Here is a 15,434-nt window from a genome sequence, read left to right on the forward strand (position 1 = left end):
TTCAGACGAGACGCGCCCGCGGATCGAGCGCGCCGTAGCAGAGATCGACCAGGAAGTTCAGGACCGTGACCAGCAGGGCCGAGAACAGCGTGACCCCCAGCAGCACCGGCAGGTTGAGCGAGGCGATGGCGTCGACGAGCAGCCGCCCGACGCCGGCCATGCCGAAGATCCGCTCGGTGATCACCGTCCCGGCCAGCAGCCCGCCGAGGTCGACGCCGAACACCGTGACCACCGGCAGCAGGACGTTGCGCAGCGCGTGCCGGCCGACCACCTTCCGCTCGGTGAGCCCCTTCGCCCGCGCGGTGCGGATGTAGTCCTCGCCGAGGGTTTCCAGCATCTGGCCGCGGGTCAGCCGGGCGTAGATGGCGGCGTGCAGGAAGGCCAGCACGAACCACGGCAGCACGAGGTGCCACGCCCACTGCGCCGGGTCCTCGGTCAGCGGCACGTACCCGTTCTTCGGGACGACGTCGAGCGCGAACGCGAAGATCGTGATGCCGATCATCCCGGCCAGGTAGGCGGGCATGGAAACGCCGGCCATCGCGGCGGCCATGGTGATCCGGTCGGCGGCGGTGCCGCGGCGCAGCGCGGACAGCACGCCGAGCCCGACGCCGGCGACGATCCAGATCGCGGCCGCGCCGAGCGCCACCGAGAAGCTGACCTCGATCCGGCCGCCGATCTCGCTCAGCACGTCGACGTTGTTCTGGAAGTCCCAGCCGAAGCACGGCGCGGTGCAGTGGATCGCCGCGGCGCCGGTGCCGAACGTGCGGCCGCCGAGGATGCCGCCGAGGAAGTCGAAGAACTGCGCGTACCAGGGCACGTCGTAGCCCATGAACTCGCGCGCCAGCTGCAGGCCTTCCGGCGAGCACGGGCGGCCGCACGCCATCCGCGCGGGGTCGGCGGGCAGGACGTAGAACACGACGAACGTCACGAAGGCGACGACGAACAGCACGAGCAGCATCCCGGCGAACCGGGTGGCCACGAAGCGGGCGGTGCGCATCAGGCCGCACCTCCCGAGCGCGGGTCGAGCGCGTCGCGGAGCGCGTCGCCGACGACGTTGAAGGCCAGCGTGACGCCGAACAGCAGCAGGCCGGGGAAGACCAGGTACATCGGGTCGGTCTCGAAGAAGTCGATGGCGGTGCTGATGGTCCGGCCCCAGCTCGGCGTCGGCGGCAGGACGCCGACGCCGAGGAACGACAGCGCGGCCTCGTTGCCGATCATCGACGGGACGGTCAGGCTGGCGACGACGATGACCGGCGCCCACAGGTTGGGCAGCAGCTCCTTCGTGAACACGTGCCACGGCCCGGCGCCCACCACCCGGGCCGCGGCGACGAAGTCGCGCTTGGCCAGGCTGAGCGTCTGGGCGCGAACGATCCGGGCCACCCGCGGCCAGCCGAACAGCCCGAGCACGACGATCAGCGTCACCTGGCGCGGGAAGTCCACCGGCAGGACCGCGCCGAGCGCGATCATGAAGATCAGGTACGGGAAGCCGAGGATGACGTCGGCGGTCCACGTCACCGCGCGGTCCCACCAGCCGCCGAGGTAGCCGGCGCTGACCCCGGCCACGACGCCGAGCACGGTGCCCAGCGCGGTGGCCCCGAGCCCGACCAGCAGCGACGTCCGGGCCCCGTGGGCGACCAGGGCGAAGAGGTCGACGCCGGTCAGCGGCTCGACGCCGAACCAGTGCGCGCCGCTCAGCCCGCCCAGCGGGCCGGCCGGCAGGCCGGTCGGGCCGAGCGTGCCGATGTCCGGGGTCAGGCTCTGCCCTTCGGCCAGCACGAACAGGTCGGCCGCGGCGGCGAGCAGCACGATGACGACGACCAGCACCGCGCAGACGGACGTCCACCGCCCGGAACGGACGGCGCACCACACCGCGGCGGGCAGGGAACGCGCCGCCGAGGGCGGCAGAGCGGGGACGGACACAACACCTTCAAGGTTCAGCCGATCGAGTGACGATCGAGGACTTTAAGGAGTTCGCGCGTGATCAATCCACTGTCTCGCACTGTGGGACGATACTTGCTTGCGCGGTCCGTGTCATGGGAACGGGGATCGGCAACCGGCTGAACCACCGCACCGGCCGAGCGTCTAATGGAGGTGACGCCCCCGAGGACGGAAGGAGGCGCTGCGGGTTGTCCCTCGTGATCAGCCGGCCGCCTCCCGCGGCCGGGACGCCGGCGCCCCCGCCGCGGCAGGCACGCCGGCGCCGGTGGTACGCGCTCGTCGTCTTCGCGCTGCTCGCGGAAATGGCGATCGCGATGCTGACCACCGCCGTGGAGCAGTCACCGACCATCGACGAGCCGGTCTACGCGGGCACCGCGGTCGTCTACCTGGAGCAGCACAGCCTGCGGTACAACCCCGAGCACCCGCCCCTGGGCAAGCTGATCATCGCGACCGGGCTCGCCTTCGCCGACGTCCACCTCGACCCCGGCTTTTCCGGCGACCAGACGCAGCTGGGCCGGCACGTGCTCTACGAATCGGGCCGGGACCCGGGCCGCCTGCTGCTGCTGGCCCGGCTGCCGGTGATCGTGCTGACGCTGCTGTTCGGGCTGGTGGTGTTCGCCTTCGCCCGCGACCTGACCGGCCCCGCCGGCGGGCTGGTCGCGCTGGCGCTGTACGCGCTTTCCCCCGACGTCATCGCGCACGGGTCGCTGGCCACCCTGGACGTGCCGGTGGCGGGGTTTCTGGTGACGTCGGCGTGGCGGGCCCGGCGGCGTCCCGCGCTGTACGTGCCGTTGACGGGACTCGCGCTGGGCGCGGCCGTGGCCACGAAGATGAGCGCCCTCGCCGCGATCCCCGTCGTTCTGGTCCTGGTGGTGCTGTCGGTCCGGCACGCGCTGGCCGGTCCACAGTGGACGAGGTGGCTGCGCGGGCTCGGCGCGGCTGTGTCCGTTGCCCTGCTGGCGATCGCGGTCGTGTGGGCGTCCTACCTGGTCGTGGACCCGCAGCTGCGCTGGACGAGCCCACCGGGCTTGCCGCCGCTCGCCGGTCTGCGTTCGCTCGCGTCGTGGCTGCCGCTGCCGGAGCCGTACCTGGCCGGGATGCGCATCCAGTTCGGCTTCGAAGACCAGGTGTGGACGACGTTCCTGTTCGGCACGCAGCACGCCGGCTCGCTGTGGTACTACCTCCCGGCGGCGCTGCTGGTGAAGACGCCGTTGGGGGCGCTGGTGCTGGGGGCGGCCGGAGCGGTGGTGCTGCTCGCGGTTCCCCGCCTGCGCCCGGCGGCGTGGTACGTGCTCCTCCCCACGGCCGCGTTGCTGGCCGCGGCGATGACGGGCAGCCGCGACCTCGGCGTCCGGTACGTGGTGTTCGCCCCGATGTTCCTGGCGATCGCGGCGGCCGCGGTGGCCGAGCTGCGCCGGCGCCGGGTGCAGGTGGCGGTGGCGGCGGTGGTCCTGGTGACGGCGGCGAGCTCGGTGCGGACGTTCCCGTACTACCTGCCGTACGCGAACGAGGCGTTCGGCGGCCCGGCGGCAACGCACCTGCGCCTGCACGATTCGAACGTCGACTGGGGACAGGACCTGGGCCGGCTGGGGGCGCGCCTGAGGGAGGCGTATCCGGGCGAGCGGGTGTGGCTGGTCTACAAGGGCAGCGGAGTGCCGTCGTACTACGGGATCGACGCGGCGGACCCCCTGGCGGTCCCGGCGTCGGAGGTGCACGGGCTGCTGGCGGTGTCGGATTCCGCGGTCGCCAAGGCGGACGGGAGACTGGCGGCGCTGATCGCGACGAGCACCCAGGTCGACGAGGTGGGCCACGCGATCACGCTGTACCGGCGGCGGTGATCTGTCCGGGATCTGTCATGACCCTCGTGCGCCTCACCGATCTCGTCCGTGACCGCCGGGGCTACTACGGCTTCGTCACCGGGACGGTCTTCCGCGGCGCCGGGGACCTCTTCGCCAGCTTGCGCCGCCTGGCGATGGCGGTCGTGGTGATCCTCGGCGCCGTCCAGGGGCCGCACCTCGAGTTCCTCCGGAAGTTCACCGTGCTTCTCGGCCGTTGGCTGGTCTGGCGCTTCTGATCGGCGCGATCCCGGCCGGAACCCGCGCCGGCGCTGAAAGTTTCACCTCGCACCCGCATCCGGGCCACGGCCGGCACCCTCGCGCCTTGCCACCCCCGCGGCGCGGCTGCTAACGATGACGAGCGGACCAAGCCGCAGCTGACGTGCCATCGACCTTCTGTGACGGAGATCCGATGTCCCTGCTCCTCCCCGGCCGGCGGCTGACCGCCACCGCGCTCGCCGCGGCGATCGCCGCCGCCACGCTCGCCGCCCCCGCCGCCGCCGCGGCCGGCTCCGGCGAAGACCTTCCCGTCTACCGGGACACCCACCACAGCTTCGCCGAACGGGCCGCCGATCTCGTCTCGCGGATGACCCTGCCCGAGAAAGTGCTGCAGCTGCACACCAACAGCGCGCCCGCCATTCCGCGGCTCGGCGTGCAGCAGTACACCTACTGGAGCGAAGGCCAGCACGGCCTCAACACGCTCGGGGCCAACACCGACCACGGCACCGACACCGGCGGCGTGCACGCCACCAGCTTCCCCACCAACCTCGCGAGCACCATGTCCTGGGACCCCGACCTGCTCTACCAGGAGACCACCGCGATCTCCGACGAGGCCCGCGGCATGCTCGACAAGTCGCTGTGGGGCGTCGCGCAGAACAACATCGGGCCCGACAAGAACGGGTACGGCTCGCTCACCTACTGGGCGCCCACCGTCAACCTCGACCGGGATCCGCGGTGGGGCCGCACCGACGAGGGGTTCGGCGAGGACCCCTTCTTCGTCGCGAAGATGGCCGGCGCCTTCGTCAACGGCTACCAGGGGCAGAGCCCGTCCGGGCGGCCGCTGACGCCCTACCTCAAGGTCGCCGCCACGGCCAAGCACTACGCGCTCAACAACGTCGAAAACGACCGGCACGCCGATTCCTCCGACACCACCGACGCCAACATCCGCGACTACTACACCGCGCAGTTCCGGTCCCTCATCCAGGACGCCCACGTGTCCGGCCTGATGACCTCCTACAACGCCGTCAACGGCACGCCCGCCCCGGCGAACACCTACACCGCGAACGCGCTCGCCCAGCGCACCTACGGCTTCGACGGCTACACCACCTCCGACTGCGGCGCCGTCGGTGACGTCTACGCCCCCGGCAGCCACGACTGGGCGCCGCCCGGCTGGACCACGACCACCGCCGGGGCCGCCACGCAGTGGACGAACACCGCCACCGGCCGGCAGGTGTCCGGCGCCGCCGGCGGGCAGGCGTACGCCCTGCGCGCCGGCACCCAGCTCAACTGCACCGGGTCCGAGGCCACCGTGGCCAACGTCGAGGAGGCCATCAAGGCCGGGGTGCTCTCCGAAGGCGTGCTGGACAACGCGCTGGTGCACGTCTTCACCACGCGGATGCAGACCGGCGAGTTCGACCCGCCGGACCGCGTGGCCTACACGAAGATCACCAAGGACCAGATCCAGAGCGCCGCGCACCACGCGCTGGCCGCGAAGGTCGCCGCGAACTCGTTGGTGCTGCTGAAGAACGACGCCCTGCCCGGCACCGCGAAGCCGCTGCTGCCCGCCGATCCGGCGAAACTCGGCAGCGTGGTCGTCGTCGGGGACCTCGCCGGCAAGGTGACCCTCGGCGGCTACTCCGGCGAACCCGCCGTGCAGGTGAACGCCGTGCAGGGCATCACGGCCGCGCTCAAGGCGGCCAACCCCGCCGCCACCGTCACCTTCGACGCCTGCGGCACGTCCACCGGCGCCACCACCGCGGCCGCCTGCGCGGCGCCGACCCTCGAAGCGATGAAGACCGCCGATCTCGTCGTGGTGTTCGCCGGCACGGACACGAACACCGCCACCGAAGGCCGGGACCGCACCAGCATCGCCATGCCGGGCAACTACAACTCCTTGATCGACCAGGCCAAGGCGGCCGGCAACCCCCGCACCGCGCTCGCCGTGCAGGCGGGCGGCGCCGTCTCCCTCGACCACGCCAAGGACGGCGTCCCGGCCGTCGTGTTCAGCGCCTACAACGGGGAAAGCCAGGGCACCGCGCTCGCCGACGTGCTCTTCGGCAGGCAGAACCCCAGCGGGCACCTGAACTTCACCTGGTACGCCGACGACACGCAGCTGCCCGCCGTGAAGAACTACGGCCTCACGCCGTCGCAGACCGGCGGGCTCGGGCGCACCTACCAGTACTTCACCGGCACCCCGGCGTACCCCTTCGGCTACGGCCTTTCCTACACGCAGTTCGCCTACTCGCGCGTGCACGCCGACACCCGGCACGTCACCGCGGACGGCCAGGTCACCGTGCACGTCGACGTGACCAACACCGGCAGCACGCCCGGCGCCACGGTCGCCCAGCTCTACGCCGCCACGGCGTTCGACGTCCCGGGCGTGGAACTGCCGCGCCGGCGCCTGGCCGGGTTCCGGAAGACGGGCGTGCTCTCCCCCGGCCAGACCCAGCACCTGACCATCCCGGTCCGGATCAGGGACCTGGCGTCGTGGGACGAGGGCAAGCACCGCCAGGTCGTGTACGACGGTGCCTACCGGTTCGGGGTGGGCGCCGACGCCGATCACCTTTCCGGGAGCGCGGCGGTGACCGTCAGCGGAGCCGTCACGCCGAAGACGCAGTCCGTGACCGTGCAGCCCGGCCAGGTCGTCTTCGCGCCGGGTGCGCGCCTCGACCTGACCGGCCGGAACCCGTGGATCGCCGACGACACCGCCCAGGCGGCCCAGCACGTGCCGGCCGACCACGTCGTCGAGGCGGTGCGCGACGACCAGTCGTTCACCGACCTGACGCACGCCCGGATCGGCTACCGCAGCAGCGATCCGCGCGTGGCCCAGGTCAGCCGGACCGGACAGGTGACCATGGTGGCGCCCGGCGTCGCGACCATCACCGTCACGGTCGACGGGGTCACCGGCACCACGCCGGTGGTCGTCAAGCAGCCGTTCACGCTCGCCGCGCCCGCCCAGGTCAAGGCGGGCACGACCTACCCCGTGACGACCACGCTGCCGAACCCGGCGGGCGCGCGGCCGCTGCGGGACGTGACCATGACGCTCGACGTGCCCGCCGGCTGGACCGCGAAGGCCACTTCGCCGGCCACCTTCGCCGTCGTGCCCGCCGGGCAGACCGTCAGCACCACGTGGGAGGTCGGCGTGCCGGCCTCGGCGCAGCCCGGCAAGTTCGCCGTGTCGGCGCAGGCCACGTTCACCTCCGCCAACGGGCCGGGCACGTCCGTCGACGCGACGACCGTGCTGCTGCCGCACCCGCCGTACCCGTCGCTGGCGGCGGCCTTCAACAACGTGGGCGTCAGCGACGACGCCACCCCCGGCGCGGGCAACTTCGACGGCGGCAACGCCAGCTTCTCCGCGCAGGCGCTCGCCGCGGCGACGCCCGGCCTCACGCCGGGAGCCACGTTCACCCACGACGGCCTGACGTTCACCTGGCCGGACGCCCCGCCGGGCGGCCAGGACAACGTCGTGGCCGGCGGGGTGGCCGGCGGGCAGACGATCGCGCTCTCCGGTTCCGGCCACACCCTCGGCCTGATCGGCGCGGGCGACTACGGCAGCCCGAGCGGCACCGCGACGGTGACGTACACCGACGGCACCACGGAGTCCCATTCAGTCAGCTTCGCCGACTGGTGGGCCAACGCGGCCACCGGCGGCGACATCCTCACCACGCTGCCCTACCTCAACAACAGCAGCGGGCGGCTGAACCAGCCGGTGAGCCTGTACTACGCCCCGATCCCGCTGCAGCCGGGCAAGACCGTGCAGTACGTGACCCTGCCGGACGTCAGCGACGGCGCGAACATGGGCACGGCGGCCATGCACATCTTCAGCCTGGCCATCGGGTGAGCCTCACCGGGTGCAGGTGAAGCTCGTGGCGCGGTCCGGGTCACCGGCCCGGTACCGCGGCCACGCCGGGTACTCGCAGAGGGGCCGTGTGCGCGGGTGGGCCAGGTCGGTGACGACCTGGTCCGCCGGCGCCCGGCCCTGCTCCACCCACCGCTCGAGGGCCGTCAGCGAATCCCAGCCCGCCGCGAACGCCGGTGTCCCGAAGTTCGCGTGGTTGGCCCCGGGGACCACGTAGTAACGCAGGAACCCGCGAGTCACCCCCGGACCCGCCACCGCACGCACCCGCTCGTAGTAATCGCTCGTCGAGTACGGCGAGACGAGTTCGTCCGCGGCGCCGTGGAACAGGATGAGCTTGCCGCCGGCGCGGGCGAAGGGGCGCAGGTCCGCGTCGTTCCGGTCCTCGATCGCCGACAGGGCGCTGATCCGGCCGAGCCATTTACCGGGGTGGCGGGGATCGACGGCCAGTCCGCCGTACCCCGGATCCCGGGTCAGGAAGTACTTGACCCACTGGTCCCAGTACTGCATCCCGTACCCGCTGGTCACCGGCATCGGGTCGGCCGGGGCCGTGGTGCCGAAGCCGAGGAACGGTGTCCGCGGGTCCGCGCCCGAGAGGAACGGGAAGCCCGGGTAAGCGGTTTCCCCGCTGGCGATCCGGTAGGGCCACCGGAACGGCGACGACATCGCGCGCACCGCCCCGAGCTGGGCGTCGGACAGGCACGCCGGGCCGGTGTCGGCCCCGCCCGGGCAGCGGAGCACACGCGGGTCGAAGTGGCAGCCGCCCGGGTTCGAGACGACCTTGTCGGTCACGCCGTCCAAGCCGTCGCAGGCGTTGATGACGCTGTCGTAGAGCAGAGTCTGCTTCGCGGGCCCGGGAAAAGCGCCCGGGCGCGAGAGGACCTGCGTGAGGTAGCCCAGGTCCAGGACCTCGGCGAGGTTGTTCCACGCCGGGTAGGCGGAGATCACGCCGTCGAACGCGCCCGGCCACCGCTGGGCGACGACGAGGGCCTCGCGGCCGCCGGTCGACCCGCCCGCGAAGAACACCTCGCTGGGCGTCGCGAAGTAGGCGCGCCGGATGAGGAACAGGCCGGCGTCCCGGGTCTTCTTGAGGGCGTCACCGGCGGCGAAGTTCAGCAGAGCCTCGTCGTTCAGGCCGAACGAACCGTCCAGCGACGGCGGGGACGCCGGGTTCTGCTGGTGCCCCGAGTCGCTCGCGAAGGTCGCGTACCCGCGGGCCAGCGGCGCCGGCCGGTCGGCGGGGCCGAACGGCACGTTCGCCGCCACGTCGGGGATCGTGCCGTCGTACCCGCCGCCGCCGAACATCAGCGCCTTGTGGTTCCACGCGGCGGGCAGCGCGACGCGCAGTTTGATGGCCGGTGCGGCCGGGTCGACGGGGTAGAGGTCCGCGTCGACCCGGCAGTACGCCACGGGACCGGTCACGACCGCGGCCGCGGTGACACGCCCGCCGCGCGTCGGCAGGCTCATGACCGACGCCGGAATCCGCACCCCGGCGAGCCCGGTGCAGTCCGGCGCCACCGGAGCCGCGGCAGCGGTGGGGGCCGGGGCGCTCGCCGCCAGCACCACGGCCGCCGACACGAGGAACTTGCGCGTGCTCATTGCGGCTCCTTCTCAGTGGAGGTGCGCGCCCGGGACGGCGTGCGGATCGGCGCGGACCTCGGCCGGGTTCGTCTCGGGCAGGAACCACGCGCTGGCGAAGGTGATCAGCCCCATCGCCGTGATGTAGAGGGCGACCGGCCAGGTGCTGCCGGTCTCCGCGATGAGCGCGGTCATCAGGAACGGCGTGCCGCCGCTGACGATGATCGCCGACAGCTGGTAGGCCAGGGACGCACCCGAGTAGCGGACGTGGGGGGCGAAGAGCTCGCCGAGGAAACTCGCGATCGGGCCGTAGGTGAGGCACTGGAACACGAAACCGACCGTCACGGCGACGAAGATCAGCGGCAGCGACGCGGTGTTCACGAGCCCGAAGTACGGGAAGGCCCAGGCGGCCACGCCCAGGCCGCCGACCAGGATCAGCGGCCGGCGGCCCACCTTGTCCGAAAGGTGCCCGGCCCACGGGATCGTCGCGAGCATCGCCGCGGAGCTGAGCAGCACGACGGCCAGCAGCGCGTTGCGCTTGAGCCCCAGGGAACCGGTGCCGTAGCTCAGCAGGCCGGAAATGCTGACGTAGAACAGGCTGTTGGTGGCCGACAGCAGCCCGCAGCCGAGCAGGATGGTGCCCCACCGGCGGCGGACGACCTCGGCCAGCGGCGCCCGGACCACCGGCTTCGCCGTCTCCCGTTGCAGGGCGCGGAATTCCGGCGTGTCCTCCACTTTGGCCTGGATGTAGAGCACCACGCCGAACATCACGACGCTGAGCAGGAACGGGATCCGCCAGCCCCAGCTCAGGAAGGCGGCGTCCGGCATCAGGGCGCTCGCGGCGACGAAGATCAGGTTGGACAGGACCACGGCCACCGGCACGCTGGTCTGGCCGAAGGTCCCGGCGAACCCGCGCCGCTTGGGACCGGCGGATTCGGTCAGCAGCAACACGATCCCGCCCCACTGCCCGCCGGCCGCGAGCCCTTGGACGAACCGCAGGACGACCAGCAGGATCGGGGCCAGCGCGCCGACGCTCGCCGCGCCGGGCAGGCAGCCGATGAGGAAGGTGGCCGCGCCCATCAGCGCGAGGCACGCGACGACGACCGGCTTGCGGCCGTACCGGTCGCCGAGGTGCCCGGCGAGCACCCCGCCGACCGGCCGCGCCACGAACCCGGCCCAGAACGTGCTGAAGGCCAGCAGCGTCCCGGTCAGCGCCGTCGCGTGCGGGAAGAACACCTTCGGGAACACCAGCGCGGCCGCGGTGCCGTAGAGGAAGAAGTCGTACCACTCTATCGAGCTGCCGACGAGCCCGGCCGCCAGCAGTTTGCGGAAGGCCCGGCGCCCGGTCGCGGACACCGCGGTGCCGGACTGCCCGTCGGGTTGGGTGAGCGGGATGGCCATGGGTGCCGCCTTCGTCGATGAGCGCCGGCAGGTGATGGCGGTCATGGTAGGGCGCGGTTACGCTGCCTCCGGAGGTGTGGACCACCCACTCCTCCACACCCGGCGGTGGGTCCTTCGCCCACCCGAGGCCCCGGAGGACGGTGCCCGTGACCAGTGGCTCGCCCGGACGACGGCAGCGTGAACTGGCGTCGTTGTACGCGACCGTCAAGTCCCTCACCGCCCTGGGCGAGCTCGACGAGGTCCTGCAGTCGATCGTCCACCACGCCCACGACCTCATCGGCACCGACTTCACCTACCTGTCGCTGGTCGGCCCGGACGGAAGGCTCTCGGCCCGCGCGTCGGACGGGACGATCTCCGCCGAGTTCCTCGCCGCGACCATCCCGGCCACGATCGGGCTCGGCGGCAAGGTGCTGGCGTCGAAGAGCCCGCACTGGGTGCGCGACTACGCCACCTCGACGCGCATCGAGCACGACGCCGACTTCGACCGCCTGGTCGTCACCGAAGAACTGGTGGCGCTGCTGGGGGTGCCGCTGGTGATCCGCGGCGAGGCGGTCGGTGCGCTGTTCGCCGCGGACCGGTCCGAGCGGTCCTTCCAGGCCGAGGAAATCGCGCTGCTGAACGCTTTCGCCGACCACGCCGCGGTCGCGCTCGACAACGCCCGGCTGTACGAGGAGAGCCGGAACGCGCTGCGGGAGCTGCGGGTCGCCTACCGGAAGATCGAGCGGGCGCAGGCGATCCACGAAGCCCTGACCGGGGTCGTGCTGGGCGGCGGGACACCCGGCGACGTCGCCCAGCACCTGGCCGACCAGCTGGGCGGGAACGTCACGCTCCTCGGCCCGGCGGACGGGCACGACCTGGCCGGTGCCGTCGAGGACGCCCGGCGCTCGGGCCGCTGCGCGGTGTCGGCGGCCGCGGACGGCACCACCCGCAGCGTGGCCGCGATCCAGGCCGGCGACAGCTACCTCGGCGCGCTGGTCTGGACCGCCGGCCGCCACGACCCGCCGGACGACACGGACCTGCGGACCCTCGAGCGCGCCACCCACATCCTGGGGCTGCTCATCCTCAAGGAACGGGCCGTGGCCGAGGCCGGCGAGCGGGTCAGCGGCGAGCTGCTGACCGAGCTGATGCTCGGCGGCCCCACGATCGGGCCGGCCCAGCGCGCCCGCACCCGGGCCCGCGACATCGACGTCGACCGCCTGGACCTGGTGCTGGTCGCGGACTCCCCCGCGGTGCCGCCGGCCGGCCTGGCCCGGCACCTCTACGCCCTCGCGCGCGACCACAATGGACTGGCCGGCGAACACCTGGGCCGGGCCACGATGATCCTGCCCGGCGCCGACGCCGACCGCACCACGGCGGATGTCCACATCGGACTGAAGCGGTCCGTGGGCGGGCCGGTCCTCGTGGTCGGGGAGCGGGCGGCCGACCACGACTGGGCCCGGGCCCACGCCCTGGCCGGCCGCTGCAGCGCCGTGCTGCGCGCGCTCGGGCACACCGACCTGGGCGCCACCACCGGCGAATATGCCTTGTACGCCCTGGTTTTCGACCCCGAGCGGGCCGGCGAGCTCGACCGGTTCCTGGCCGGCTCGATCGGCGCCCTCCTCGAACACGACGAGCGGCGCGGCACCGACCTGGTCGGCACGCTCGGCGCGTACTACCTCCACCGCGCCAACGTCGCCGCGACGGCCCGCGCGCTGCACCTGCACGTCAACACGCTGCTCAAGCGGCTGGACCGGGCCGGTACCGTGATCGGTCCCGGGTGGCGGCACGAGAACGACCTCGGACTACAGCTTGGCCTCCGGCTGCACCAGCTCCGCGCGGTCACGTCCTGAGGCTTCGGCCGACTCGCGCAGAGCGGCCTTCGAAATCTTGCCGGTGCCCGTCTTCGGCAGGCTCGGGACGAGGACGACTTCGTCGGGCAGCCACCACTTCGCGACCATCGGCGTGAGGTGCGCCAGCAGCTCGCCGGCCGTCGTCGCGCTGCCTTCGCGCAGGACGACGTAGGCCACCGGACGTTCCATCCACCGCGGGTCCGGCCGCGCGATCACCGCCGCTTCGACGACGTCGGGGTGCGAGGTGAGGGCGCTTTCCAGCTCGACCGAAGAGATCCACTCGCCGCCGGACTTGATCAGGTCCTTCATCCGGTCGACCAGCCGCAGGTAGCCGTCGGCGTCGATGGTGGCCAGGTCGCCGGTGCGCAGCCAGCCGTCGGCGGTGAAGCTGCCGCCGGCCTCCACCCGGTAGTAGCCACCCGCCACCCACGGGCCCGCCACCTGCAGCTCGCCGACGGCGTCACCGTCGCGTGGCAGCTCCCGGCCGGTCTCGACGTCGGCGATCCGCACGTTCACCAGCGGCAGCGGCTGGCCCTGTGCGGCCCGCACGGCCACCCGGTCCGCCTCGGTGATGTCCCGGTGCTGGGTGCGGGTGCCGCCGATGGCGCCGACCGGGCTGATCTCCGTCATGCCCCAGGAGTGCGTGAGGGGCACGCCGATCGCGGCGCGGTAGGTCTCCGACAGGGCCGGCGAGACGGCCGAACCGCCGCCGAGCAGGAACCGCGTGGCGCTCAGATCGTGGTCCCGCAGCCCCGGCGCCAGGCCGGTCCAGACCGTCGGGACGGCCCCGGCGACCGTGACCCGCTCGGCCGCCATCAGCCGCAGCAGGTGGCCCGGGTCCGCGGACGGCCCGGGCAGCACCAGGGCCGCGCCGGCCAGCATCGCACCGTAGGGCAGGCCCCAGGCGTTGGCGTGGAACATGGGCACGATCGGCAGCACGACGTCGCTCTCACAGAGCCCGATCAGGCCCGCGGCCAGGGTGCCCAGGCCGTGCAGGACCGTCGACCGGTGGCTGTAGAGCACGCCCTTGGGCCGGCCGGTCGTCCCGGACGTGTAGCACAGCCCGGACGCGAGGTGCTCGTCCGCGAGCGTGAACGTGTCCTCGAACGAACCCGTGAAGGGCGCGGCGGCGGAGACCAGGTCGTCGTAGTGCAGAACACGCGGGTCCGCCGGGATCGGGACGTCGGTGTCGTCGGGCAGCACCACCCAGTGCCGCACGCCCGGCAGCCGCGCGGCGCTGGGCCAGATGCGGGGCAGCAGCCCGCGGTCGACGAACACGACGTCGTCCTCGGCGTGGCCGACGATGTATTCGAGGTGCTCGGCCGGGAGGCGGATGTTGATCGAGTGCAGCACCCGCTTGGTGGCCGGGACCGCCAGGTAGAGCTCCAGGTGCCGCCGGTGGTTGCTCGCGAAGGTCGCCACCCGGGCGCCGGGCGGGACGCCGAGGACGTCCAGCGCGGTGGCGAGACGCCGGGTGTGGCCGGCCACCTCGGCGTAGGTCAGCCGGCCCTCCCCCGCCGTGACGACTTCCTTGTGCGCGTAGAGCCGCTCGGCGCGCTCCAGGATGTGGGCGATGGTGAGCGGCCGTGGCTGCATCAACCCGTCCATGGCACCCCCTTTCCTTCGGTCGCCAGTGACTTTAGGAGCGGTCACGGCCGCGCCGAGAGGGCGGAACCGCCCACTCGTCCGGCCCCGCCGGTGGTGATCACCTCCACGCCGGCGGGCCGTTGCCCCGGACGGCGAGCGTGGACGTCCGGGCGGCGACACCTCCTCAGGCCGACGTGCCGAGGCGCTCGACGAGCATCTTCCGCACCTCGTCCGCGATGTCCCCGCCCGCCGCCGTGGCGACCGCCTGGGTCACCGCCGGGACCAGGTCGGCGACCAGTTTGCCCTCCAGGGCGTCGGCGAGCTTCTGGGCGTCGACCGGGTGCTCCGGGCTGTCCGTGATCAGCTTCGTGACCGCGTCCAGCGAGGCGCCGAGGGCCGTGAGCTTCGCGTCCATGTCCTTGATGAACGCGGCGTAGTTGCGGTTGCCGTTGACGTCGAAGACGTTGCCCCACATCAGGTGGGCGAAGTCGTCGCTGGAGAAGGGCATGGGTGCCTCCGGGTCGAGGTGGTTCGCGGTGTAGGACTCGTCGAAGTCGACCGCACCCGCCGAGCCCGGGAGGGTGCCGCCGCTGGTGTACTGGTGGACGTCGTAGCGGCCCGGGTAGCGGCCCGGTCCCGGTGCTTCCGGGCGGGCGCCGTAGCGGGCGACCACGATCACCAGCCCCGGCACGTCCCACCGGTCCGGCCGCAACGCCGCCGCGAACGACGCGCTCAGGTAGACCGCCGGGCGCAAGCCCACCGCGGCGATCCGCCGGCAGAACGCCGTGGCGAACTCCGCCGCCACCGCGTCCGGCCGGAACGGCGCTTCGAGGTCCAGCAGCGGCACGACCCCGGTCGCACCGAGCCGCCGGACCTCGCCGGCCAGGACGTCCGCCTGCGCTTCCGGGCCGGGGGCCGGCTGCGCGTAGTGGTAGCCGCCGACGGGGATGCCCCGGGCCTTCGCGCCCGCCACATGGGTGTCCGGGCGGTAGACCAGGCCGCCCTCGGCGTGCCGGTAGGGCTCCCCGCCGTCGGACACCTTGACCCAGGCGAACGCGATGTCGGAGACCTGGTCCCAGCGCAGGCCGCGCTGGTAGAAGGGATGGACGTCGGTTCCCCTGGCCATCAGGCTTTCCTCCGCACCGGGCGCGGAACACGTCGCCGGGACCGGGGCGGCCGTCCGGGCCGCCC

10 protein-coding genes are annotated in these 15,434 nt (G+C 72.8%); 4 read left to right on the forward strand and 6 right to left on the reverse strand.

Features of this window, described 5'->3' with window-relative positions; translation table 11 throughout:
* Window position 1: 1 nt before the first annotated feature.
* Both ABZW17_RS24375 and ABZW17_RS24380 read right to left on the reverse strand, forming a co-directional pair.
* Complete coding sequence (locus ABZW17_RS24375) at window positions 2-997, reverse strand: ABC transporter permease (RefSeq protein ID WP_354818357.1); 996 nt, start codon at window positions 995-997, stop codon at window positions 2-4.
* Window positions 997-1,920, reverse strand: coding sequence for an ABC transporter permease (locus ABZW17_RS24380; protein WP_354818360.1), 924 nt, complete (start codon window positions 1,918-1,920; stop codon window positions 997-999). Before ABZW17_RS24380 ends, ABZW17_RS24375 begins: the two co-directional genes overlap by 1 nt.
* Before the next feature lie 215 nt (window positions 1,921-2,135).
* Between ABZW17_RS24380 and ABZW17_RS24385 the strand changes: the two genes are divergently transcribed.
* The 3 genes from ABZW17_RS24385 to ABZW17_RS24395 all read left to right on the forward strand — a co-directional run bounded on the left by ABZW17_RS24385 (window position 2,136) and on the right by ABZW17_RS24395 (window position 7,833).
* Window positions 2,136-3,776, forward strand: coding sequence for a phospholipid carrier-dependent glycosyltransferase (locus tag ABZW17_RS24385; RefSeq protein WP_354818483.1), 1,641 nt, complete (start codon window positions 2,136-2,138; stop codon window positions 3,774-3,776).
* Between the two features lie 17 nt (window positions 3,777-3,793).
* Window positions 3,794-4,012 (forward strand): hypothetical protein, encoded by a 219-nt coding sequence (locus ABZW17_RS24390; protein ID WP_354818363.1) that lies wholly within the window; start codon window positions 3,794-3,796, stop codon window positions 4,010-4,012.
* Between the two features lie 173 nt (window positions 4,013-4,185).
* Complete coding sequence (locus ABZW17_RS24395; RefSeq protein ID WP_354818366.1) at window positions 4,186-7,833, forward strand: glycoside hydrolase family 3 C-terminal domain-containing protein; 3,648 nt, start codon at window positions 4,186-4,188, stop codon at window positions 7,831-7,833.
* Window positions 7,834-7,836: 3 nt separating this feature from the next.
* Here the strand turns inward: ABZW17_RS24395 and ABZW17_RS24400 are convergent, their stop codons facing one another.
* A complete protein-coding gene (locus ABZW17_RS24400; protein WP_354818369.1) occupies window positions 7,837-9,447 on the reverse strand; it encodes a tannase/feruloyl esterase family alpha/beta hydrolase in 1,611 nt (536 codons plus the stop codon).
* A 12-nt stretch (window positions 9,448-9,459) separates the two neighbouring features.
* Window positions 9,460-10,827, reverse strand: coding sequence for an MFS transporter (locus tag ABZW17_RS24405; protein WP_354818372.1), 1,368 nt, complete (start codon window positions 10,825-10,827; stop codon window positions 9,460-9,462).
* 146 nt (window positions 10,828-10,973) lie between these two features.
* Here ABZW17_RS24405 and ABZW17_RS24410 point away from each other — a divergent pair, with 146 nt between their 5' ends.
* Window positions 10,974-12,656 carry a GAF domain-containing protein gene (locus tag ABZW17_RS24410; protein WP_354818375.1) on the forward strand — a complete coding sequence of 561 codons (1,683 nt, stop codon included), beginning with the start codon at window positions 10,974-10,976 and terminating at the stop codon, window positions 12,654-12,656.
* Here the strand turns inward: ABZW17_RS24410 and ABZW17_RS24415 are convergent.
* Window positions 12,609-14,264 carry a long-chain fatty acid--CoA ligase gene (locus ABZW17_RS24415; protein ID WP_354818378.1) on the reverse strand — a complete coding sequence of 552 codons (1,656 nt, stop codon included), beginning with the start codon at window positions 14,262-14,264 and terminating at the stop codon, window positions 12,609-12,611. The genes ABZW17_RS24410 and ABZW17_RS24415 overlap by 48 nt on opposite strands.
* A 163-nt stretch (window positions 14,265-14,427) precedes the next feature.
* Complete coding sequence (locus tag ABZW17_RS24420) at window positions 14,428-15,369, reverse strand: GH25 family lysozyme (RefSeq protein ID WP_354818381.1); 942 nt, start codon at window positions 15,367-15,369, stop codon at window positions 14,428-14,430.
* Window positions 15,370-15,434: the final 65 nt, after the last annotated feature.

This window comes from Amycolatopsis sp. NPDC004625 (assembly GCF_040609695.1).
In the GTDB taxonomy this organism is placed as follows: domain Bacteria; phylum Actinomycetota; class Actinomycetes; order Mycobacteriales; family Pseudonocardiaceae; genus Amycolatopsis.